Origin of the sequence: Streptomyces montanus, assembly GCF_005786655.1 — a bacterium.
In the GTDB taxonomy this organism is placed as follows: Bacteria; Actinomycetota; Actinomycetes; order Streptomycetales; family Streptomycetaceae; genus Streptomyces; species Streptomyces sporangiiformans.
The window spans coordinates 97,893-120,778 of sequence record NZ_VBZC01000030.1 but is presented as its reverse complement, the minus strand read 5'-3'; the positions used below and the strand labels follow the sequence as shown (position 1 = coordinate 120,778).

Genomic DNA, 22,886 nt, shown 5'->3' with positions numbered 1-22,886 from the left:
GCCGCCGCCCATGCCGCCGCCCGTCGTGGGCCCGGCCGTCGGGTTCGTGCCGCTCATGCCGCCGCCCGAACTCCCGGGCACCGAGGCCGCGTACGCGGCGGGACCGGCGAGGGAGGCGGCGACAGCCGCGGCCACCGCGACGGCGAGCAGCCGCAGCTCCCGGCCCGCACGGGCGGCGAAGCGGAAGACGAACAGCCCCACGATCGCGAGCGCCATCACTACCGCGACCGTCGGCCACAGCCAGGTGTTCCAGCCGGAGGCACGCCGCAGCAGGACGACCGACCAGACCCCGGTCGCGGCGAGCGCGGCCGGAAGCACCCAGGACCAGCGCCTGACGTCACCCGTGCGGAAGGCGCGCAGGAGCATCGCGCCGCCGCCACCGCACAGCGCCGCGATACCGGGGGCGAGCGCGGTCGTGTAGTACGGGTGCATCGTGCCCTCGGCGAGGCTGAACGTCAGGTAGTGGAGCGCGGTCCAGCCGCCCCAGAGCAGCAGCACGGCACGCGTCGGATCCGTACGCGGGGCGCGTCCGCACAGCACCAGACCTCCGACGAACGCGATACCGGCGAAGGGGAGAAGCCAGGAGATCTGGCCGCCGAGCACCTCGTTGAACATCCGGCCGATACCCGCGGCCCCCGAGAAGCCGCCGCCTCCGCCGCCTCCGCCGCCCCCGCCACCGCCGTTGCCCTCGCCGCCGAGGACGCGGCCCAGACCGTTGTAACCCATGATCAGATCCCAGGCGGTGCCGTCCGTCGAGCCGCCGATGTACGGGCGCTCGGAGGCGGGGACCAGCGAAACGGCCGCCGCCCACCAGAAGCTGGAGACCGCCAGGGCGCCGCCGGCGAGCACAAGGTTGCGTACGCGAGGCCAGAGGCCGCCCCGGGCCGCGTACAGATACATGGCGAAGACGGCGGGCAGGGCGATGTAGCCCTGCAGCATCTTGGTGTTGAAGGCGAAGCCGAAGCAGACGGCGGAACCGAGCAGCGGGAGCAGAGTGCCGTTGTGGACGGCGCGCAGGGCCAGGGCGGCACCCGCGACCATCAGGAAGACGAGCAGCGTGTCGGGGTTGTTGTCGCGGTTGATGGCGACGGTGATCGGAGTGAGGGCCAGGACGAGCGCGGCCACGGCGGCCGCGCCGTGGCCGAAGACCCGCTTCACGGAGGAGTGCAGGATCCAGATCGTGCCGAGCGCGGAGGCGACCAGCGGCAGCATCATCTGCCAGGTGCCGTAGCCGAAGACGCGGCAGGACAGGCCCATCACCATCAGGACGACGGGAGGCTTGTCGACGGTGAGGAAGCTGCCCGCGTCCAGCGAGCCGAAGAACCACGCCTTCCAGCTCTGCGTACCGCTCAGCACCGCGGCGCTGTAGAAGCTGTTCAGGCCGGAGGAGGACAGGTTCCAGGAGTACAGCACGCCGGCCAGGACCATGATCGCGATCAGCGCGGGGAGCGACCAGCGAGGGGCGTGGGGATGGGGGTCGGTAGAGGCAGATGTCACCCGTGCACCGTGGCGTCAGGGCATGGGCGCGCACTGTGCTCTGCCTGGGGGCGAGCTGTGCATCCCGAAGAACGGCGGCTCAGCGGTGTACCGCTGTCATGGAGCAGGAGGCCACGGGGAGAGCAGATCACGCAGCAGCTCGGTGAAGGCACTGTCCAGGGTGTCCTCCTTCTGCTGGTCGCCGACTGCTTCGGGACAGAGAGCCGCGGGGCGGGCGACCCAGAGGATCTTCCACGTCCTGGATTTAAGTGCCGGGTCGGCCCAGATCCCGCCGCGCGGGACGAGCGGGTGGAGCAGATCGCTGAGCTGTTCCGTCACGACCTGAACCAGAGGGCCCTCGATCGCTGTGTGCGCGGCCGCGAGTGCGGTGGGGGAGGACCGGGCGACGGCGGCCGTGGTGGGGTGGCGGCGGACGATGCGCACCACATGTGTCAGGTGGTCGGTGATCCCTGCGGCGGTGCCGTCGCTCGGACAGATGCGGTGCGCGGCGTCGAAGGCGTGCGCGAGTTCGGCTTTGAGCGCGAGCAGGTGCAGCGCGGAGGCGGACTTCCAGTTGGCGTAGAGGAAGTTGCGTGACGTGCCGCAGTTGCGGGCGATGGCGGCGAGGGACACGTCCAGGCCGTCCGTGCGCATCAGCGTGCGTACGGTGGCGATCACCTGTCCTGTGCCGTACGGGTTGCGCTCGAACGCGAATCGCGGGCTCATGACACCCATCCTGCGAAAAGCGTGATCACACAGGGGGAGAATGCCTGTTGATCACTCAAACGAGCGGTGTTCGAACGCCGCGGGGAGAAGCGCTCACGCTTTCTGTGGGGGTACTGGTCCGGCGGCCAGCGTCGCCATCGTCAAAACCGCCGCGATCCCGCCCAGCACCATGACCACGGACGTGGACGCGGCGTCCACCACGATGCCGCCCGCCAGCGCGCCGAGCGAGATCGTCGCCTGGAACGACGACGTGAAGAGCACGGACGCCGCCTCCGGAGCATGCGGCGCCGAGGTGACGAACCACGTCTGCGAACAGACGGGCACCGCTCCGTACGCGAGCCCCCAGACGACCAGCAGCACGATCGCGCCGGCCTTCCCCGTGCCGACGACAGGGAGCAGCAGGGTCGCGGCAGCGAGCATGCCCGCCGCCGTGAGGAACGTGCCGCGCAGCGCACGTCCCGCCCACTTGCCCGCGACGAAGTTGCCGACGATGCCCGCGACGCCGTACGCCAGCAGGAACGCGGTGATGAGCTGAGGGCCGGCGTGCGTCACGTCGTTCAGAAAAGGCGCGACATACGTGTACGTGCTGAAGTGGGCTGTCACGATCAGGAAGGTCACGGCCAGCCCGACCCGGATCCCGCGGTCGCCGAGCAGGACGCGCAGCACGGCGAGCCGGGTGACGTTGTCCGGTGGCAACGGAGGCACCAGGGCGACAAGCGCGGCGAACACGCCCAGCGTGAGGATTCCCATCGCTAGGAATGCCACCCTCCACCCGGCGAGGTTCCCGATGAAGGTCCCGGCCGGCACGCCGAGTACCGAACCGAGCGGAACGGCCGCGAAGATCACGGCAGTTGCCCTGCCGACGTGTTTCTCGGGCACCAGCCGGGAGGCGAGTCCCGCGCCGATCGACCAGAAGGCGCCGATCACGAGCCCGACGAGGACTCGGGAGATCATCAGGACCCAGTAGGCGGGCGCGGCCGCGGCGAGGAAGTCCGCCAGCGCGAGGATCAGCATCAGCGCGCAGAGCATGACGCGCCGGTCGATCCGTCCGGTCGCGACGGTGACGGCCGGGGCGGCGACGGCGGCGAGGCAGCCGGGGAGCGTCATCATGAGCCCGGCCGTCCCGTCCGAGACACCGAAGGTGCCGCCGATCGGCGACAGCAGGCCGATCGGCAGGATCTCGGTGGTGACGATGGAGAAGATGCCCATCATCACGGAGACGACGGCGAGCCAGCCGATCACCGGAGATCGGGCAGCAGTTGAGGCGGAGGCGGAGGCGGAGGCGGGGGCGGGGATGGGGGCGGTGTCTGCGGACATGGCTCCTGTCCTGTCGGCTGTGGCCCGGGTAGCGGCTCCACCGAGTCCAGCAGTCGCCCGCGGCCGGGTCCGGCACGAAATCGACGTCAACCTCGGCACACAGGGTGATGTCGGTTCTTCGCCGGTCGAGCGTCCGCGGTTCACGGCCCGTACGTTCTCCTTCAACCCACTTCGCCCTACCGTGACGCCATGCGTCTGAGACTCGTACTCGCGACCGTCACCGCCGGCCTGACCGCGGCCACCTGCCTGGCCGCCGCAGGGCCCGCCACCGCCCAGCGCACCGGCACCCACCCCTGCTCCCCCTCCACCTCCATCACCGGCTTCTCCGACGCCCTCGACAAGACGACGTACAACGACACCTTCGTCGGCAACCTCTCCGCGCTCGCCGTGGACCGCGACGGTGCGATCGCGGCGCTGTCCGACCGGTCCTCCCTCTTCACGCTGGACCCGACGTCGCTCCGGCCGCGGTCCGTCGTCGCGCTCGCCGACGAGAAGGGGGCCGGCCTCGACGCCGAGGGGCTGGCGGTCGACCGGGACGGTACGCGGCTCGTGTCGTCGGAGACCGAGCCCTCCGTACGCCGGTACGGCCGGGACGGCACCCTGCTGGGCAGCCTCCCCGTGCCGGACGCGCTCCGGGTGGCCCCGGCGGGACGAGCCACCGGTAATGCCACGTTCGAGGGGCTCACCCTCATGCCCGGCGGCCGTACCCTCCTCGCCGGCATGGAGGGGCCGCTGAGCGGTGACGGCACGGGCATCGTCCGGTTCCAGACCTGGCACCGACACAGCGGTTCGCAGGCGTTCGGGCTCGCCGCCCAGTACGGCTATCGCACGGACACCGGCCTCTCCGTCTCCGAGACCACCGCCACCCCCGACGGCCGCCTCCTCGTCCTGGAACGCGGCTTCACGTCGGGCGTCGGCAACACGATCCGGCTGTACGTCGCCGACCCGCGCCACGCCACGGACACCGGCGGCACAGAGAACCTCACCGGGCAGGACGGGGTCCGCCTCGTTCGCAAGACGCTCCTCGCCGACATCGCCGACTGCCCGTCCCTCGGCGCGACCGCCAAGCAGCCCCAGCCCAACCCGCTGCTCGACAACATCGAGGGAATGACGATCACGGGGCACGAGCCCGGCGGCCGGCTGAAGGTGCTGCTGGTCAGCGACGACAACCAGAACCAGGTCCAAACCACCCGCTTCTACTCCCTGCGCGTGCGCCTGCCATTTGTTGCGGAGGGATGAAATCCGCTTCCGTCCGTGTTGGTGCCTTCCGGTAGATCAGGTCGATCCGGCAGACCAGGACGAGCGGAAGGCACCGGGGTGGCAGCGCTAGAGGACGGGGCGGGGCGGGGGACCCCCGGCTGGGCACGGCGACTCGCGGGGTACGCGTGGCGGTATCCGAAGGACGTCGTGCTCGCGCTGGGCGCCTCGCTGGGCGGAATGGCCGTCATGGCGCTGGTGCCGCTGGTCACCAAGGTGATCATCGACGATGTCATCGGGGACCGGAGCCGGGAGATGGCCCCGTGGGCCGGCGCCCTCATCGGTGCCGCCGTCCTCGTCTACGTCCTCACCTACATCCGGCGCTACTACGGCGGCCGTCTCGCCCTCGACGTCCAGCACGACCTGCGGACGGAGATGTACGAGACGATCACCCGGCTCGACGGGCGGCGGCAGGACGAGCTGTCGACCGGGCAGGTCGTGGGGCGGGCGACCAGTGACCTCCAGCTGATCCAGAGCCTGCTGTTCATGCTCCCGATGACCATCGGGAACGTCCTGCTCTTCCTGATCTCCCTGGGGATCATGGCCTCGCTGTCCCTGCCGCTCACCCTCGTCGCACTGGCCGTGGCCCCCGCGCTGTGGTGGGTGGCCAAGCGGAGCCGCACCCGGCTGCACCCGGCGACCTGGTACGCGCAGGCGCAGGCCGCCGCCGTCGCGGGTGTCGTCGACGGCGCCGTCAGCGGCGTACGCGTGGTGAAGGGGTTCGGGCAGGAGGAGCAGGAGACCGGAAAACTGCGAGAGGTCGGGCGCCGGCTCTTCGCCGGGCGGCTGCGGACCATCCGTCTCAACGCCAAGTACACCCCGGCACTGCAGGCCGTCCCCGCGCTCGGGCAGGTCGCGATGCTCGCGCTGGGCGGCTGGCTCGCCGTGCACGGACACATCACGCTGGGTACGTTCGTCGCGTTCTCCACCTACCTCGCCCAGCTCGTCGGACCGGTCCGCATGCTCGCCATGGTGCTCACCGTCGGGCAGCAGGCCCGCGCCGGCGCCGAGCGGGTGCTGGAGCTGATCGACACGGAACCGTCGATCAAGGACGGCACCAAGCCGCTGCCGGCCGACGCGCCCGCGACCGTCGAGTTCGACGACGTGACCTTCGGCTACGACGACACCTCGGAGCAGCAGCCCGTCCTCGACGGACTGTCCTTCGAGATCCGCTCCGGCGAGACCCTCGCCGTCGTCGGCTCCTCCGGCTCCGGCAAGTCGACGGTGTCCCTCCTGCTGCCCCGCTTCTACGACGTGACGCGCGGCGCGGTCCTCGTCGGCGGCCACGACGTGCGGGAGCTGACCCTCGAGTCGCTGCGCGCCGCGATCGGGCTCGTCCCCGAGGACTCCTTCCTCTTCTCGGACACGGTGCGGGCCAACATCGCGTACGGCCGCCCCGAGGCCACCCAGCAGGAGATCGAGACCGCCGCACGCGCCGCCCAGGCCGACCGGTTCATCGCCGAGCTGCCCGAGGGTTACGACACCAAGGTCGGTGAGCACGGACTGACCCTCTCCGGCGGGCAGCGCCAGCGCGTCGCGCTCGCCCGCGCGATCCTCACCGACCCGCGCCTGCTGGTCCTCGACGACGCCACCTCGGCCGTGGACGCCCGCGTGGAGCACGAGATCCACGAGGCCCTCAAGCACGTCATGGCAGGGCGCACCACACTCCTCATCGCCCACCGTCGTTCCACCCTCAACCTCGCCGACCGCATCGCCGTGCTCGACGGCGGACGGCTCGCCGACATCGGTACGCACGAGGAACTGCAGGAACGCTCACCGCTGTACCGGCGGCTGCTCACCGACCCGGACGAGCTGGGCGGCGTCTCGCCCGGTCACGTCCAGCCCGCCTGCCCGCGCGAGGACACCTCCGTACGCGACGAACTGGACGCCGCGTTCGACGCCGAGCGGGGGATCACGCCCCGGTTGTGGACCGGCGACCGTGAGCCCCGGGACGCGGCCATGGACGGGATGCCCGCGACTCCCGAACTCCTCGCTCAGGTCGAGGCGTTGCCCCCGGCCGCCGACACGCCCGGCGTCGACGAGGCGCGGGCGGTCACGCCCGAGGAGTCGTACGGACTGCGCAGGCTGCTGCGCGGCTTCGGGCTCCCGCTGCTCGTCAGCCTCGGACTCGTGGCCGTCGACGCGGGCATGGGGCTGCTGCTGCCTGTGCTGATCCGGAACGGAATCGACGACGGCGTCACACAGCTGGCGCAGGGTGCCGTGTGGACGGCGGCCCTGCTGGGCCTGGTCACGGTGCTCGTCCAGTGGGCGGCGCAGACCGGTGAGATCCGTATGACCGGGCGTACGGGCGAGCGGGTCCTGTACGCACTCCGGCTGAAGATCTTCGCGCAGCTCCAGCGGCTCGGACTCGACTACTACGAGCGGGAGTTGACCGGCCGGATCATGACCCGGATGACGACGGACGTCGACGCCCTGTCGACGTTCCTGCAGACGGGGCTCGTGACCGCCTTCGTCTCGGTCGTCACCTTCTTCGGCATCCTGGTCGCGCTGCTGGTGATCGACGTACAGCTGGCGCTGGTGGTGTTCCTGACGCTGCCGCCGCTGATCGTCGGCACGTTCTTCTTCCGCCGGTCCAGCGTGAAGGCGTACGAACTCGCCCGTGAGCGGGTGTCCGTGGTGAACGCCGATCTTCAGGAGTCGGTGTCCGGGCTGAGGATCCTGCAGGCGTTCCGGCGCGAGCGGGCCGGCGGGCGGCGGTTCGCGGAGGGCAGCGACAGCTACCGCCAGGCGCGGATCCGCGGGCAGTGGCTGATCTCGGTGTACTTCCCGTTCGTGCAGCTGCTGTCCGGGGCGGCGGCGGCCGCGGTGCTCATCGTGGGCGCGGGGCGGATCGAGGCGGGGACCCTCACCACCGGCGCGCTGGTCGCGTACCTCCTCTACATCGACCTGTTCTTCGCGCCCGTGCAGCAGCTCTCCCAGGTCTTCGACGGCTATCAGCAGGCGACCGTCTCGCTGGGCCGGGTCCAGGAACTGCTCCGGGAGCCGACGTCCACGAAGGCCGCCGACGCACCGCGCGAGGTGCTGTCCCTGCGCGGGGAGATCGCCTTCGAGGAGGTGGACTTCGCGTACAAGGACGATGAAGAGGCGCTGAGCGGGGTCGTTCTGAGCATCCCCGCCGGGCAGACCGTCGCCTTCGTCGGCGAGACCGGCGCGGGCAAGTCGACGCTGGTCAAGCTGGTCGCCCGGTTCTACGATCCGACGGGCGGGCGGGTGACCGTCGACGGTGCGGACCTCCGCTCCCTCGACCTCGCCTCGTACCGGCACCGCCTCGGTGTCGTCCCCCAGGAGGCGTACCTCTTCCAGGGCACGGTCCGGGACGCCATCGCCTACGGCCGCCCGGCCGCGACCGACGCCGAGGTGGAGGCCGCAGCCCGCGCGGTCGGCGCGCACGACATGATCGCCACGCTCGAGGGCGGCTACCTCCACGAGGTCGCCGAACGCGGCCGGAACCTCTCCGCCGGCCAGCGTCAGCTGATCGCCCTCGCCCGCGCCGAACTGGTCGACCCGGACATCCTCCTCCTCGACGAGGCCACGGCAGCGCTGGACCTGGCGACCGAGGCCCAGGTCAACCAGGCGACGGACCGTATCGCGGGCCGCCGCACGACCCTGGTCGTCGCCCACCGCCTGACGACCGCGGCTCGCGCGGACCGGGTCGTGGTCATGGACCACGGCCGCGTCACGGAGGACGGCACCCACGACGAACTGCTCGAACTGGGCGGACGGTACGCGGAGTTGTGGCGGGTGTTCGTGGGGGAGCCCGTGGCGGAGGTCACTGCTCCGACGTGATGTCGGAGATCTTCCGGCTCTCCAGGTCCGAGCGCACGGTCAGATAGGTGTACGTCTTCTCCGTGCCGGTGCCCCACGTCAGCCGGACCGTCGTGTACGTGTGGCCCATGCCGCTGTCGCCGCGGGTGACCTTCCAGGCGCTCGGTACGTGCTGAGCGCGCAGGATGCCGTCCGTGTCGTGGCGCTTCTCGAAGTCGAGGAGGCGGGTGCGGAGATCGCGGGTCAGGTAGAACTCGCGGAGCTCGGCCGCGGCCGCGTTGCTGCCGGGGTCGTGTGCCACGTCGATGTACGCGCCGTAGAAGTGCGCGACCCGCTCGTAGACGGAAGCGGGGTTGCCGCTGTGGGACGGCGCCGGAGGCGGACCGCCGGGGGCGTCGGCACGCGCCGGGACCAGAACGACCGTCGCCAGCAGCAGTGTGGTGGCGACGAGCACCGAGCCGATCGTTCGTGAGCGATTCATGGCGGACCGCCTTTCACTTATGACCTGTTGAGGCCACGGGTGAACGGGCGGGTCGACCTCAAACGCCCCAAAGCCCCCCAACGCGGCAAACGGCTCATTGTGTTCGACGGGGCAACCATCCGGCGTACGTCATGCGTCCGTAGGTCAGTACATCAGTACGCCGATTGCTGTGGGAGGGACAAACCGTGGACAAGGCCGCGATACGCCGAAGGGCGGCGCTCGGTATGGCCGTGCTGACCGCCTCGGGCCTGCTGGTGGTCGCGGGCCCGGGCACGGGTGACGCCGAGGCGGCGGCGCTCTGCTCCGGACGCAAGGTGCGTACGCTGCCCTTCTCCACGGGCTCCGTTCAGGTCTACAAGAGCCGTGGTTACGTCTGCGCGGTGACTCTCCCCAAGAATCCGGGCCCTTGGCGGAAAATGTCCGTGAGCGTGCGGGCACGCGGCGGCCGGGCGGCATTCGACGGGGGGCTCTTCAGGCGGCATGCGGGCCCGGAGGACGTGTACGCGGGTCACCGCTGTGTGTGGGTGACGGGTTCCGTCGGCTCGGGCTCGGTGAGCTCCGGCTGGATTCTCTGCTGAGTTCCCCGCCGAGTGCACTGCCGAGTGCACTGCGGATTTCTCGCCGGATTCTCCGCCAAGTTCCCCGCGTAATCACCGCATAGCCACAGCTTTTCCCAAATCCCCCTGGTGTCACGCCAGTTGCTCCGCTAGGTTCCGGCGGACATCTGCGTTTTCCAGGGGAGAGTGCATGCGCAAGACGCTCAGATGGCTGCTGTCGCTCGTGGTGCTCACCGGCACAGTGAGCACGGCCGGCGCGGCCACCGCCGCCCAGCCGGAGGCCACCGGCACGAGTACCAGCGCCAGTGCCACCAACAGCACCACCACGGACACCGCCGCCGACATCAAGGACCGGCTCCTCGCGATACCGGGCATGAGCCTGGTCGAGGAGAAGCCCTACACCGGCTACCGCTTCTTCGTCCTCAACTACACCCAGCCGATCGACCACCGGCAGCCGTCCAAGGGCACGTTCCAGCAGCGCATCACGGTGCTGCACAAGGACACGGCCCGCCCGACGGTCTTCTACACCGGCGGCTACAACGTCTCCACGACCCCGAGCCGCCGTGAGCCGACCCAGATCGTGGACGGCAACCAGATCTCGATGGAGTACCGCTTCTTCACTCCGTCCCGGCCCGACCCGGCCGACTGGTCCAAGCTGGACATCTGGCAGGCGGCCAGCGACCAGCACCGCATCTTCAAGGCGCTGAGGCCGATCTACGACAAGAAGTGGATCTCCACGGGCGGTTCGAAGGGCGGCATGACCGCCACGTACTACGAGCGCTTCTACCCGCGCGACATGGACGGCGTCGTCGCGTACGTCGCCCCCAACGACGTGGTGAACAAGGAGGACTCGGCGTATGACAAGTTCTTCGCGAACGTCGGCACCAAGGAGTGCCGCGACAAGCTGAACGCCGTGCAGCGCGAGGCGCTCGTACGCCGTGAGCCGCTGGAGAAGCGGTACCAGGAGTACGCCGCAGCCGAAGGCCTCACCTTCAAGACGATCGGCAGCCTCGACCGGGCGTACGAGGCCGTCGTCCTCGACTACGTGTGGGGCTTCTGGCAGTACAGCCTGCTCGGCGACTGCGACACGATCCCGGCGGACGCGGCGACCGCGACCGACGACGAGATCTGGACCTCGATCGACACGATCTCCGGGTTCTCGGCCTACGCCGACCAGGGCCTCGAGCAGTACACGCCGTACTACTACCAGGCGGGTACGCAGCTGGGGGCACCGACGATCAAGTTCCCGCACATCGAGTCGAAGCTGATCCGGTACGGCTACCAGCCGCCGCGGAACTTCGTACCGCGCGACATCCCCATGAAGTTCCAGCCGTCGGCGATGCGCGACATCGACACCTGGGTCAAGCACAACGCCCGGCAGATGCTGTTCGTGTACGGCCAGAACGACCCGTGGGGCGCCGAGCCGTTCCACCTCGGCAAGGGCGCACACGACTCGTACGTCTTCACGGCCCCCGGCGCCAACCACGGCGCCCGGGTCACCGGTCTCGTCGCCGACGAGCAGGAGCTGGCCACGGCCCGCATCCTGAAGTGGGCGGGCGTCGCCTCCGCCACGGTCCAGGCGGACCCGTCGAAGGCGAAGCCGCTGGCGAAGTACGACGCGAAGCTGGACAAGCGCGAGGTGGAGCACCAGCTGCGTCCCTAGGACGGCAGTAGGACGGCAGTAGGACGGTAACTCCATTGCCGCGTCCGCCCGTTGACCACCCAGCCACCCGGTGTGGCTACAACGGGCGGGCGCAGCCCACTCGCTTGGGGCCGCCGAGCTGCACATACAGAGCCGTCGAGGACGGACAGTCGGTGCGCTCGTCGACCGCCGAGCTCACCTTGAATTCGGGCGCTTTCTTGCCCTTGCCGTCGCACGACGTCTCGCGGACCTCGCCCGCGCCCGTGCTGTAGACGCAGTCGCCGACGATGGTGCGCGGCCCGCCCCCGCCCCCCGGATCGCCGGGGTGCGGGGCTTCGAGGTTGCGCATACAGGCGTAGCCCTGCGGGACCGCGCCGTCGCCGTCCTCGTCCGCGGACGGTTTCTGTGCGCTGATGTGCAGCACGAAGTCCGTGGTGGCGGGGCACGACGGTCCCTCGTTCACCTTGCCGTCGTGGCGCGCCACCACCCGCGCCGCCGCCCTCTCGCTGGTGCACGGCACCTCGGTGAACGACTCGCGCCCGAAGGAACTGCACTCGTCGATGCCGAGGAACGTCGCCCCGTGCCCCGAGGTCCGCGTCGGCGTGGACGTCGCCCTTCCGTTCTCGTCGAGCCGCCCGTTCTCGGCTCCCGAGACCTGCTGGCACCCGGTGAGCGCCACCACCAGCATCAGCAGTGCGCCCACCACCCTCACACCACATGCATCGCGCATGACGCTCCCCCCCGATACCCCCGCCCAGCGTGACCCGCCACAGCGGGCGCACGCCAGACATGTGGGACGCTTTGCGTCACTTGGGGGTGGTGCGCCTTGTGTGCGACGTACGTCGGGTACGGCGGATTACCCAGCTGTACGTCATCCTCTGTCCGGCTGACGACCTAGTAACCCAGTCCGTGCCCGATCGGATACAGCACCCGCGCCGGATCGTCCGCCCGCTGCACCGGCACCGGCAGCCTGCCCGCCGGATCGACGCGGCCCGCGATCACCCGTGCCGCCGCGCGCAGTTCGACGTCCGTCCAGGAGTACGTCGCCAGGTACGCGCGCACATCGGGCAGGTGGGCCACGTCGTACGGATTGCGGACGGCCAGCGCGACCACCGGACGTCCGGTCGCGATCAACCGGCCGACGAGCGTCTTCTGGGAGCTCGTCGCCGTCACGTTGTAGGTGGCGACGAGTACCGCGTCCGCTTCCTGGGCCGCCGCCACCGCCTGCGCGATGGTCGTCGCGGAGGGGGCCGTACCGGTGGACAGCGGGGTGGCGGTGAAGCCCAGCTCCGTGAGCGCGGTGGCGAGTACGGTCGTGGGCGGTCCGGTGGTTCCGGACGGCGACGCGGGATCGGCGCCCACGACGAGCACCTTCTTCCGCGTACGGCGGGACAGCGGCAGCAGTCCGCCCTCGTTGACCAGCAGCGTCGTCGTCCGCTCGGCGATGCGGTCGGCGGCCCTGAGATGCGCCGGGGTGCCCACCGTGCGGTCGACGCCGCGAGGGGAGACGTACGGGTCCTTGAGTAGCCCCAGCTTCGCCTTGAGCCGCAGGATCCGCAGGATCGACTCGTCGAGGCGCGCCTCGGTCAGCTCGCCGCCGCGGACGGCCTGGAGGACCGCGTTCCAGGCGACGTCCAGCTTCGGCGGGTTCAGCAGCTGGTCGACGCCGGCCTTCAGCGCGAGTACCGGCACCCGGTCGTCGCCGTACTTCGTCCGTACGCCCTGCATGCCGAGCGAGTCCGTCACCACGACCCCGTCGTAGCCGAGCCGTTCGCGCAGGATGCCGGTGAGGATGGGGCGGGAGAGCGTGGCCGGGTCGCCGGACGGGTCGAGCGCCGGGACCATGATGTGGGCGGTCATGATCGAGTCGATCCCGGCCGCGATCGCCGCCCTGAACGGCGGCGCGTCCAACTGCCCCCACTGCTCTTCGGTGTGCTCGATGACCGGGAAGCCGTAGTGGCTGTCGGTCTCGGTGTCGCCGTGCCCCGGGAAGTGCTTGGCCGTCGCCGCGACATCGGCGCCCTGATAGCCCTTCACCTGGGCGGCGACCATACGGGACACGGCCTGCGGGTCGGCGCCGAAGGAGCGTACGCCGATGACCGGGTTGGCCGGGTTCACATTGACGTCGGCGACCGGAGCGTAGTCCTGGCGGATGCCCAGCGCGCGCAGCTCCGCGCCCGCGATCTGCCCCGCCCTGCGGGCGTCCGTGCGCGAGCCGCCCGCGCCGAGCGCCATGGCACCCGGGAAGAGCGTCGCGGGCTTGCCCACGCGGGCGACGATCCCGTGCTCCTGGTCGGTGGAGATGAGCAGGGGCAGGCCGCGTGGCTGAGCCAGGCCGGCTCGCTGGATCCCGTTGGACAGGTCGGCGATCTGGTGCGGGTCACGGGTGTTGTGCGCCCAGGCGAAGTAGATGATCCCGCCCACCCGGTACTTGGCGATCAGCTCGGCGGCCGTCCGTACGCCGATCTCGCTGAGGTTCGCGTCGATGTCGGCCTGGTCGGGCGCGGTGGCCGAGTGGCCGTACACCCGCATCACGAAGAGCTGGCCGACCTTCTCTTCGAGGGTCATACGGGAGATGAGCGCGCGCAGTCGCTGGTCGTGCCGCTTGTCGTCGTCCGCCCGGGCAGGGGTTCCACCGACGGCGACGGCCGCCGCCGAACCCGCTGCCGCGGCGAGCAACGTACGTCTGGAGGTGCCGGACTTCCTCGTGCGTTCGTACACGTGCGCTCCTTCCGGAGAGGGCCTCAAGGGCCCGTGGAGGGGCGGGAATGAAGGAAACTTCCGAGAAGTCACGGATATCGGGGAAATTTCTGCCCGTCAAGACAGGGGCCGCCATCGGCGCTGTTGGAGGGGGCGCGCCGATGACGGCGTGCTGCCGGCCGCAGGCGGCGGAGAGGGTTGGTCAGCGATCGCAGCCAGCAGCGAGGGCCGACACCGCACTGCGGAGACTCATCCGGCAGCTTGCGGGTTGGACGGGGGGTGGCGCATAAGGGTTCCCCGATTTCCGGAGATTCAGGGAAAGTGGTGCGGAGGCGGTCACAGGGGTGTGTGGGCCGCGGTGTGCGGGTTGAGTGGTGGCATCTCAGACTGCGGAGGTGACGCGGCGCTCCTGTTCGGCGCGGAGCTTCACATGGAGGAGGGCGGCCACCGAGCACACGGGCGGCAGGATCACCAGGGGGAGCAGCAGGAGGGCCGCCGCGGTCGGTGTGATCAGGACCAGGACGCCCGTGATGTACACGTTGTCGTCGCTGAGCCGGAGCATGGCCAGCCCCAGCGGATGGGCGACGGGTTTCGCCGCGTACTGGACGAGGGTGAAGACGAGCGCGACGGTGGCCGTGAGCAGCAGACCGAGGCCGTACGTCTTCCACGGCGCGCCACCCGTCAGCGCCCACGAGCGCCGCACGGCCGCTTTCGGCGAGGACTGCTCGGACACGAGCGCGGCCGAGGCCACGGAGTGGCGGAAGTACACGAGAAGACCGAGCCCGGCGACGGCGATCGGCAGAGCCCAGCCCACGATCCGGTACTGCATGGTCGCGGTCTCACCGACCAGCGTGCGCTCCACACCGGGCACCGCGCCCGCCTCGACCAGGTTCCACAGGACGATCCCCGGAAAGGCCGTGCCCAAGGCGCGCAGCCAGGTCCGTGCCTGGACCCGGACGGCGGCACCGACGTACGGGCGCGTGCGCGCCCACAACTCTCCGGTGCTCAGGCTTCCCCGGTCGTTCAGGTCGTGGTCGACGGCGACCGCATGTGCGGTGAGCAGCACCGCCAGAACGACCGCCGCAACGATCAGGAGCAGCACCGTGACGACGACTGCGACCATCCACAACGTGTCCATCTGTTCGGCGTACGCCACGTAGGAGTCCTCGGCGGCGATGGAAAACTCCGCGTCTTTCCGGGCGTCCTCGAAGGCGCCCCAGGACACGAGGAAACCCGCCGCCACGATTCCGCCGCCCACGAGGGTGGTGAGGGCGGTGACGACGAGGCCGAACCCGTACAGCGGGCGCCGGTTGCGGCGCAGGACGCGGAGGGCGTCGCCGACAACACTCACGCCCGCACGCCCGAGGTCACGCCGACTCGTTGAGCAACCGCGCCAGATGCTCCCGGCCGGGCCCCAGCAGGTCCGGCAGGGGGGCGGCCGTCTCGTACCAGCGCTTCTCGTACTCCCAGCACAGCCAGCCGTCCCAGCCCTCGCGGCTCAGGACTTCGACGCACTCGGTGAGCGGGAGGACTCCCGAGCCGAGCGGCAGGGGGGTCTTGTCGTCGGCGGAGGCGATGTCCTTGACCTGGACATACCCGAGGTACGGCGAGAGCGCGGGGAACGTCGACGTGGGCTGTTCGCCGCCGAGCCAGGTGTGCATGACGTCCCAAAGGGCGCCGACCTGGCGGTGGCCGACCAGGCCGAGGACGCGCATGGCGTCCGCGCCGGTGCGGTGCGAGTCGTGGGTCTCCAGCAGGATGCGTACGCCGAGGTCGGCGGCGTACTCGGCGGCCGTGCCCAGGCGGCGCGCGGCCGTCGCGTCGGCTTCCTCGGGGCTCTGTTCGGTGCCCGCGCCGGGGAAGACCCGGATGAAGGGCGCGCCGAGGTCGCGGGCCAGCTCCAGGAGGTCGCGGATCTCCTGGAGCACGGGCTCGTCGTCGCCCGGAGCCGCCACGCGCGCGTATCCCGCCAGTCCCAGGATCTCGATGCCGGCCGCCTTGAACTCGGCGGCCACGTCCGCCCGTTGGGGCAGATGCAGGCCCGGATGGACCGGCTCCTCGGGGTGAGCTCGCAACTCGACACCGTGGTAGCCGTGCGTGGCCGCGAGCCGTACCACGTCGGGGATCGGGAGTCCGGGAACGCCGAGGGTGGAGAACGCCAGTTTCATGCGGTGGACCATACCGTTCCTAGCGATGTCGGCCGGTGTTGGCCGAACCAACGCGTTCCGGGCCAGGTGTGAGGCGTCTGGCGCCGGGTGCACCCCGAACGGTCCTGGGTGCTGGGAACAGCACGAGCTGGTCACCTCGGCTCCAGCAGGTCTTGCCGCCCTCGTGGGGCGTGCCTGTGGTCCTGGGTGAGCTCGTGGCCCCACGCGGCCTGGGCACGCATACGGTCTGGCCGGTAGCTCTCCGCTGCCCGATCCTCCGGTCGGAAGCGGTCACACCTGGCCGACGCCGGATCCGTTGTCCCAGGCCGCGTCTGCCGATCGCCACGGCGGCCGCGTGATGCCGGGTGACAGTGGTCTTCGATTGATCGTCGAGGGGCCCTTGCCAATGCTGGGCGCCCCAGCGAGATGTGTAGGCCGGGTCCACGGCGACTACGACCAGCCCCTGGTGGTAGGCCATGCCGCGCAGTCGTTCCCGGAACCTCGCGGTCGGGATACCGGCCACAGTGCGGCGGAAGGCCTTGCCGCGCCGACCGCGTCCCATCGTCTCCCGGCCCGTCTGCCGGGCGTCGGTGAAGCTCAGGTTCTCGACCACGATCCCAGTACAGTCGTGTGTCCTGGCCATCCCGATCAGCGAGCTGACAGCGGCCCTCAGCCTGCCGTCCCGCCGGGACGCGTCACCGGTCAACTTCAGTGGCACCGTGATGGGTTCGCCGACGGGGTTGCCCTGCGGGTCGAGCACGTACGCTGCGAATGGTCGGCGTTCAGGTCGACCGCGAGCATGCGCCCGCCTGCCGCCCGGATCTCCTGCGGCGACGGCACCATGGCCTTTGCTGCCGACCACGAGGCATCGAGATACCAGCGCCCGCGTACGGGGTCGCGCACGATGTCGTAGCGGACGGCCTGGTTCGTGGCGACGCGGTCCAGCCACTCCTCCCTCCGATGGTGGAAGGCGACGATGCAGGTCAGCCGGTAGCGGCCACGTGATGCGTTCGCGAGATACCTGAGCGGTTCGGGCAGCACGATCGTCACGCTGCCGTCCGCCGGATCCACCGTGATGGTGTAGTTCCCGTGCGGGACCCCGGACTCGCCGTCCGCGGTAAGGAACAGCCGGGCCGCGTCCCACCGCGTGCGCCAGTCCTCGGTCGTGAGCTGGGCGTCGGCCAGGTTGTGCCGGGTCTTCGCCAGACGGCGGCAGCCCACCACAAGGGACGGCCGGCCCTCGCCGATGTGCTGCTCGACCACAGCAAGACGGGCTTTGAGTGCTTGGAGGCGGCGCTGCTTCTGGAAGCGTTCGCCCTGGCCCTGGTAGCCGCGCACCCGGCCCGTACGTTGCCCGCACGGCACCGCGAGACGACGGGTGATGTTACCGATCGCGCGACGGAGCCCGGCACGCTCGTTGTACAGACAGCGCATGCTGAGCTGGTACTGGTCCTCGCTGGCGCGGGTCATCGCCCCTGCCCAGCGCGACGACGACACCGTCGTCAGCTTCTTCTTCCGCTCGGCCCGCCGGTTGTCCTTCACCGGCACCGGGCCGATCGCAACGCGCTCAGCGAGATCCGCCCGCTGATGACGGCCGAGGTGCTGCCCGACCATGGTGAGGACCTTCTCGTCCGCGACATCGACGCGCAGCCGGTCTCGGATTCGGGCACCCGAGGGTGCGGCCACCGTGAACGGGGGTGCAATCGTACGCAACGCACGCTTCCTCCCGCGCTGCCGGGCCACTGGCCTCTCCCCTCTCGCCGGGTCACCACGAACTCAGCTGCCGTCACCGATCATGCGTTCCCCGCATGCGCGGGATCCCGGTAACCGGCCTCGTTCACTCTGACGAGGGATGCGCTGGCCAGCTGTGGCCAACAACCGAATCAGCAGTTGCTGACCCGTCACTCGTACGCGCAGTGCAGGTTCATTCCTGCGTCCCCTGCAGGTCCAGACGCCAGTCCTGGCCGACGAGGTCCACGCCGAAGGAGCGGTGCGGTTTCTCGGTGACGAGGACGAAGCCGTGGTGCTGGTAGATGCGGCGGGCGGAGGACAGGATGTCGTTCGTCCACAGGACCATCTCGCGATAGCCGACGTCTCGCGCGAACTCCACGCAGGCCCGGACCAGCCGGTCGCCGATGCCCAGGCCGCGGGCGTCCGGTTCGACGAGGAGGAGGCGCAGGCGCGCGGCGCCGGGTGCCTCGTCCCGTACGCACATGATGCAGCCCACCGCACGCCCGCCCAGCTCCGCGATCCACACCCGCTCCAGGTGCGGGTCGTGATCCTCCGCGTAGTCCGCGACGATCCGCGCGACGAGGCCCTCGTAGTCCAGGTTGAACCCGTATTCGGCGGTGTAGAGCGCGGCGTTGCGCTGCACGATCCAGCCGAGGTCGCCGGGGCCGGATTCGCGCAGGACGACGTCCTCGCGGCGCGGCGGCCTGCCCTTCGAGAGGACCTCCTGGATCGTGCCCATCGCCTCGGAGAGGCGGGGCCGGTCGGCCTCCGGAACCGTGGCCAGCAGCGACCCGACGGCCTGCCCCGAACGCTCGTCGAGCAGGTCAGCCATCTCGCGTCCGCGCGCGGTGAGCGTGATACGGCGGCGCCGGCTGTCCTTCTCCGAGGGCGTGCGCTCGATCAGTCCGTCCTGCTCGAATTTCGCCAGGATCCGGCTCAAGTACCCGGCGTCCAGCGACAGTTCGCCACGCAGGTCGGCGGCGTCCGTGCGCGGCGAGTGCACGAGTTCGTACAGCACGCGGGCCTCGGTCAGCGTGTACGGGGCGTAGAGCGGGCGACTGTAGTCCAGCGCGCCGATGACGTTGGTGTAGAAGCGGTTGAACGAGCGGATGTCCTGCACGGTCATGGGTCCCACCCCCGGATAGTTGACTCAGTCAGAGATATCGCTGACCTGAGAGTAAGCCGACTCCGGCCCCTCGTCCACGGAAATGCAGAGAACGGCGAACGACAGGCCTGCTGGGTCCTGACCGGACCGTCCAGCCGTAGGCGATCACAGAAGCGGGGCCGGCGCTGCTGTGCAGTGCCGGCCCCGCTGCGATTCAGAAAGCCACCCGATGCGCGTTCCTCGCGTGCAGTTCAGGAGTGATGCGTGTCAGTTCTTGGGCACCCCGGTGGACCCCCGCACCATCAACTCCCCCCGCACCGTGGCGATCCCGCCCGGCGGCGGCTCCTCCCGGCCCATCGCGATCCGCCCGGCCCGGGCGCCGGCCTCCGACAGCGGCAGCCGCACCGTCGTGAGGGCGGGCACGGCGTCGACGCTGAAGGGCAGGTCGTCGAAGCCGACGACCGAGATGTCGTCGGGGATACGGAGTCCGGAGTCGCGCAGAGCGGCGCACGCCCCGAGGGCGACGGTGTCGTTCGCGGCGACGACCGCGGTCAGATCCGGGTCGCGGCGCAGAAGTTCGAGCGTGGCCTCGTAACCGGAGCGCCGGTCGTAGCGGCCGTACACGGTGTGGCGGGGGTCGTCGGGAAGACCGTGCGCCGCCAGCGCCGCCCGGTGGCCCTCCAGGCGGTGGCGGGTCGTGGTGCGTTCCTCCGGGCCCGCGATGTAGCCCATGCGGCGGTGACCGAGTTCGATCAGGTGCTCCGTGAGCTGCTGCCCGCCGCCGCGGTTGTCGAAGGTGAGCGCCACCGCGTCGGTGCCGGCCGGTGCGGGCGGCCGCCCGCACAGCACCACCCGCGTCCCCGCGTCCGCCAGCTTCCGCAGCTTCGTCGCGACGGCCGCCGCATGCGCGGAGTCCTCGACGGCCCCGCCGGTCAGCACGACCGCCGCGGCACGCTGGCGCTGAAGCAGCGTGAGGTAGGTGAGTTCGCGCTCCGGCGAGCCGCCCGTGTTGCAGACCACGCCCAGCCGCTCCCCGCCCGCGCGCCCGCCCGGACCGCCGATCTCGGACTGGATCGCCGCCGCCATGATCCCGAAGAACGGGTCGGCGATGTCGTTGACCAGGATCCCGACCAGGTCGGAGGTCGCGGCGGCCAGCGCGCTCGCCGGGCCGTTGAGTACGTAGTCCAGCTCGTCCACGGCCCGCAGCACCCGCTCCCGCGTCGATGCCGCCACGGGATAGTTGCCGTTGAGCACACGGGACACGGTGGCGGGCGAGACCTCCGCGCGAGCCGCCACGTCCGCCAGGGTCACGGTCATCTGGTTGTCCTCCGGTCACGCCTGTCGCCTGTCGACGCCGGCACGTCGTCCACGTCGTCCGTCATCTTCGTCGTCCGTCATCTTGTCGGTACGCCGTCCACGTCGATACACCGTTGTCGCGGGTACGTCGTCTTCGTCGGTGTGTCGTCCACGCCGGTCGTCCTCAGGACGCGGATCGTACGACCGCATATCTCACCACCGCACGGTCTTGTCCGATCCGCTGCACAGAGGCTAGCTTCTCATCAGGTAGAAAGCGCTTGCTGTAACGCTCACCTGTTCAGCTGTGGGGCGTACCCGGCGCAGGACGCGTACGAAAGGAATGACGTGACACGCAAGACGGTGCGCATCGCGATGAACGGCGTGACGGGACGCATGGGCTACCGACAGCACCTCGTCCGCTCGATCCTCGCCCTGCGCGAACAGGGCGGCCTGGATCTCGGCGACGGCAACGTGCTGTGGCCGGAGCCGGTTCTGGTCGGCCGCCGCGAGCATGCGCTGAAGGCCCTCGCGGACCAGCACGGACTCGAGCGCTGGTCCACCAGCCTGGACGCCGTGCTCGCCGACCCGACCATCGACATCTACTTCGACGCCCAGGTCACCTCCGCCCGCGAGGAGGCGATCAAGAAGGCGATCGACGCCGGCAAGCACATCTACACCGAGAAGCCGACCGCGACCGGCCTCGAGGGCGCCCTGGAGCTCGCCCGGCTGGCGGCAGCCAAGGGCATCAAGCACGGCGTCGTGCAGGACAAGCTCTTCCTCCCAGGCCTGCTCAAGCTGAAGCGTCTCATCGACGGCGGCTTCTTCGGGCGGATCCTGTCCGTGCGCGGAGAGTTCGGCTACTGGGTCTTCGAGGGCGACTGGCAGTCCGCCCAGCGCCCGTCCTGGAACTACCGCGCCGAGGACGGCGGCGGCATCGTCGTCGACATGTTCCCGCACTGGGAGTACGTCCTCCACGAGCTGTTCGGCCGGGTCAAGTCCGTACAGGCGCTGGCCGCGACCCACATCCCGCAGCGCTGGGACGAGCAGGGCAAGCCCTACAACGCCACCGCCGACGACGCCGCGTACGGCATCTTCGAGCTGGAGAACGGCGCCATCGCCCAGATCAACTCCTCCTGGGCCGTCCGCGTCAACCGGGACGAGCTGGTGGAGTTCCAGGTGGACGGGACCGAGGGCTCGGCGGTCGCCGGGCTGCGCAACTGCCGTGCCCAGCACCGCAGCGCGACCCCCAAGCCGGTGTGGAACCCCGACATCCCGGCCACCGAGGTCTTCCGCGACCAGTGGCAGGAAGTCCCCGACAACGCCGACTTCGACAACGGCTTCAAGGCCCAGTGGGAGCTCTTCCTCAAGCACGTGTACGCCGACGCCCCCTACCACTGGGACCTCCTCGCCGGCGCCCGCGGCGTCCAGCTCGCCGAACTGGGCCTGAAGTCCTCGGCCGAGGGCCGTCGTTTCGACGTACCGGAGATCTCGCTGTGACCATCCAACTGCCGGGCGCGGGCGGGGAGCTGCGCGCCTATACGCCGCGTACCGAACCGCTCGCCGTCACCACCGGAGCCCCGCTCACCTCCCGTACGGTCTTCTCGGCGGCGCACGTCGTGGCCGACCCGTACGCGGACGTTTCCCCCGACTCGCCCGCCGTCGTCGACTGGGACGCCACCCTCGCCTTCCGCCGCCACCTGTGGTCGCACGGGCTGGGCGTCGCCGAGGCCATGGACACCGCCCAGCGCGGCATGGGCCTGGACTGGGCGGGCGCGGCGGAGCTGATCCGCCGCTCCTCGGCCGAGGCGAAGGCGGTCGGCGGCCGGATCGCCTGCGGGGTGGGCACCGATCAGCTGCCCGCCACCGAGATCGGCTACCCGTACAACCTCGACGAGATCCGGGCCGGGTACGAGGAGCAGCTCGCCGTGGTCGAGGCGGCGGGCTCCCAGGCCATCCTCATGGCCTCCCGGGCCCTGGCCGCCGTTGCCAAGAGCCCCGAGGACTACCTGGAGGTCTACGGTCATCTGCTGCGCCAGGCGTCCGAGCCGGTGATCCTGCACTGGCTCGGCCCGATGTTCGACCCGGCGCTGGAGGGCTACTGGGGCAGCACCGACCTGGACGCCGCCACCTCCACCTTCCTGGAGGTCATCGCCGCCCACCCCGACAAGGTCGACGGCATCAAGGTCTCCCTGCTGGACGCCCAGCGCGAGATCGACCTGCGGCGCAAGCTCCCCGACGGGGTGCGCTGCTACACCGGCGACGACTTCAACTACCCCGAGCTGATCGCGGGCGACGACCAGGGCTTCAGCCACGCCCTGCTGGGCATCTTCGACCCGCTGGGGCCCCTGGCGGCCGAGGCCGTACGGGTGCTGGACACCGGCAATATCGAAGGCTTCCGCGAACTCCTCGATCCCACCGTCGAGTTGTCCCGCCACCTCTTCCAGACCCCGACCCGTTTCTACAAGACCGGGGTCGTGTTCCTGGCGTGGCTGGCCGGCCACCAGTCGCACTTCACGATGGTCGGCGGCCTCCAGTCGGCGCGCTCGCTCCCGCACTTCGCCCGCGCGTACGAACTGGCCGACGGGCTGGGCCTGTTCCCGGACCCGGCGCTGGCGGAGGCGCGCATGAAGAACCTGCTCTCCCTGTACGGAGTGAACCAGTGACC

General features: G+C 70.4%; 17 protein-coding genes. 6 read left to right on the top strand and 11 right to left on the bottom strand.

The window, feature by feature from the left end; all coding sequences use genetic code 11:
* The 3 genes from FE633_RS26110 to FE633_RS26100 all read right to left on the bottom strand — a co-directional run.
* Positions 1-1,497 (bottom strand): ArnT family glycosyltransferase (locus tag FE633_RS26110; RefSeq protein ID WP_246113833.1); only part of this gene is annotated, 1,497 nt, incomplete at its 3' end.
* A gap of 96 nt (positions 1,498-1,593) precedes the next feature.
* Positions 1,594-2,202: a hypothetical protein gene (locus tag FE633_RS26105; protein ID WP_138047632.1), complete on the bottom strand. Its 609-nt coding sequence runs from the start codon at positions 2,200-2,202 to the stop codon at positions 1,594-1,596.
* Between the two features lie 93 nt (positions 2,203-2,295).
* Positions 2,296-3,519 carry an MFS transporter gene (locus FE633_RS26100; RefSeq protein ID WP_138047631.1) on the bottom strand — a complete coding sequence of 408 codons (1,224 nt, stop codon included), beginning with the start codon at positions 3,517-3,519 and terminating at the stop codon, positions 2,296-2,298.
* 189 nt (positions 3,520-3,708) lie between these two features.
* On the opposite strand from FE633_RS26100, the gene FE633_RS26095 reads away from it, so the two are divergent.
* Positions 3,709-4,758: an esterase-like activity of phytase family protein gene (locus tag FE633_RS26095; RefSeq protein WP_138047630.1), complete on the top strand. Its 1,050-nt coding sequence runs from the start codon at positions 3,709-3,711 to the stop codon at positions 4,756-4,758.
* A 78-nt stretch (positions 4,759-4,836) separates the two neighbouring features.
* Positions 4,837-8,583: an ABC transporter ATP-binding protein gene (locus FE633_RS26090; protein WP_138047629.1), complete on the top strand. Its 3,747-nt coding sequence runs from the start codon at positions 4,837-4,839 to the stop codon at positions 8,581-8,583.
* On the opposite strand, the gene FE633_RS26085 is transcribed toward FE633_RS26090, so the two are convergent.
* On the bottom strand, positions 8,567-9,043 hold the full coding sequence (locus tag FE633_RS26085; RefSeq protein ID WP_138047628.1) for a hypothetical protein: 477 nt from the start codon (positions 9,041-9,043) through the stop codon (positions 8,567-8,569). The two genes, FE633_RS26090 and FE633_RS26085, sit on opposite strands and share 17 nt — an antisense overlap.
* A gap of 185 nt (positions 9,044-9,228) precedes the next feature.
* On the opposite strand from FE633_RS26085, the gene FE633_RS26080 reads away from it, so the two are divergent.
* A complete protein-coding gene (locus tag FE633_RS26080; RefSeq protein WP_138047627.1) occupies positions 9,229-9,621 on the top strand; it encodes a hypothetical protein in 393 nt (130 codons plus the stop codon).
* 169 nt (positions 9,622-9,790) lie between these two features.
* Complete coding sequence (locus tag FE633_RS26075; RefSeq protein WP_138047626.1) at positions 9,791-11,263, top strand: S28 family serine protease; 1,473 nt, start codon at positions 9,791-9,793, stop codon at positions 11,261-11,263.
* 76 nt (positions 11,264-11,339) lie between these two features.
* On the opposite strand, the gene FE633_RS26070 is transcribed toward FE633_RS26075, so the two are convergent.
* The 7 genes from FE633_RS26070 to FE633_RS26040 all read right to left on the bottom strand — a co-directional run bounded on the left by FE633_RS26070 (position 11,340) and on the right by FE633_RS26040 (position 20,242).
* Positions 11,340-11,972 (bottom strand): hypothetical protein, encoded by a 633-nt coding sequence (locus tag FE633_RS26070; protein ID WP_138047625.1) that lies wholly within the window; start codon positions 11,970-11,972, stop codon positions 11,340-11,342.
* A gap of 164 nt (positions 11,973-12,136) precedes the next feature.
* A complete protein-coding gene (locus tag FE633_RS26065) occupies positions 12,137-13,963 on the bottom strand; it encodes a glycoside hydrolase family 3 protein (RefSeq protein WP_171060123.1) in 1,827 nt (608 codons plus the stop codon).
* Positions 13,964-14,324: 361 nt separating this feature from the next.
* On the bottom strand, positions 14,325-15,293 hold the full coding sequence (locus FE633_RS26060) for a hypothetical protein (protein ID WP_138047623.1): 969 nt from the start codon (positions 15,291-15,293) through the stop codon (positions 14,325-14,327).
* 16 nt (positions 15,294-15,309) lie between these two features.
* The gene (locus FE633_RS26055; protein WP_138047622.1) at positions 15,310-16,110 is read right to left on the bottom strand and encodes a sugar phosphate isomerase/epimerase family protein; all 801 of its coding nucleotides are present in this window, start codon (positions 16,108-16,110) and stop codon (positions 15,310-15,312) included.
* A gap of 687 nt (positions 16,111-16,797) precedes the next feature.
* Positions 16,798-17,802, bottom strand: coding sequence for a hypothetical protein (locus FE633_RS47865; protein WP_212747280.1), 1,005 nt, complete (start codon positions 17,800-17,802; stop codon positions 16,798-16,800).
* 211 nt (positions 17,803-18,013) lie between these two features.
* Positions 18,014-18,946: a bifunctional helix-turn-helix transcriptional regulator/GNAT family N-acetyltransferase gene (locus tag FE633_RS26045; RefSeq protein ID WP_138047621.1), complete on the bottom strand. Its 933-nt coding sequence runs from the start codon at positions 18,944-18,946 to the stop codon at positions 18,014-18,016.
* Positions 18,947-19,192: 246 nt separating this feature from the next.
* On the bottom strand, positions 19,193-20,242 hold the full coding sequence (locus tag FE633_RS26040; protein WP_138047620.1) for a LacI family DNA-binding transcriptional regulator: 1,050 nt from the start codon (positions 20,240-20,242) through the stop codon (positions 19,193-19,195).
* Between the two features lie 324 nt (positions 20,243-20,566).
* Between FE633_RS26040 and FE633_RS26035 the strand changes: the two genes are divergently transcribed.
* Positions 20,567-21,718, top strand: a complete 1,152-nt coding sequence (locus FE633_RS26035) for a Gfo/Idh/MocA family protein (RefSeq protein WP_138047619.1) — start codon at positions 20,567-20,569, stop codon at positions 21,716-21,718.
* A complete protein-coding gene (locus FE633_RS26030) occupies positions 21,715-22,884 on the top strand; it encodes a dihydrodipicolinate synthase family protein (protein ID WP_138047618.1) in 1,170 nt (389 codons plus the stop codon). Before FE633_RS26035 ends, FE633_RS26030 begins: the two co-directional genes overlap by 4 nt.
* Positions 22,885-22,886 lie beyond the last annotated feature (2 nt).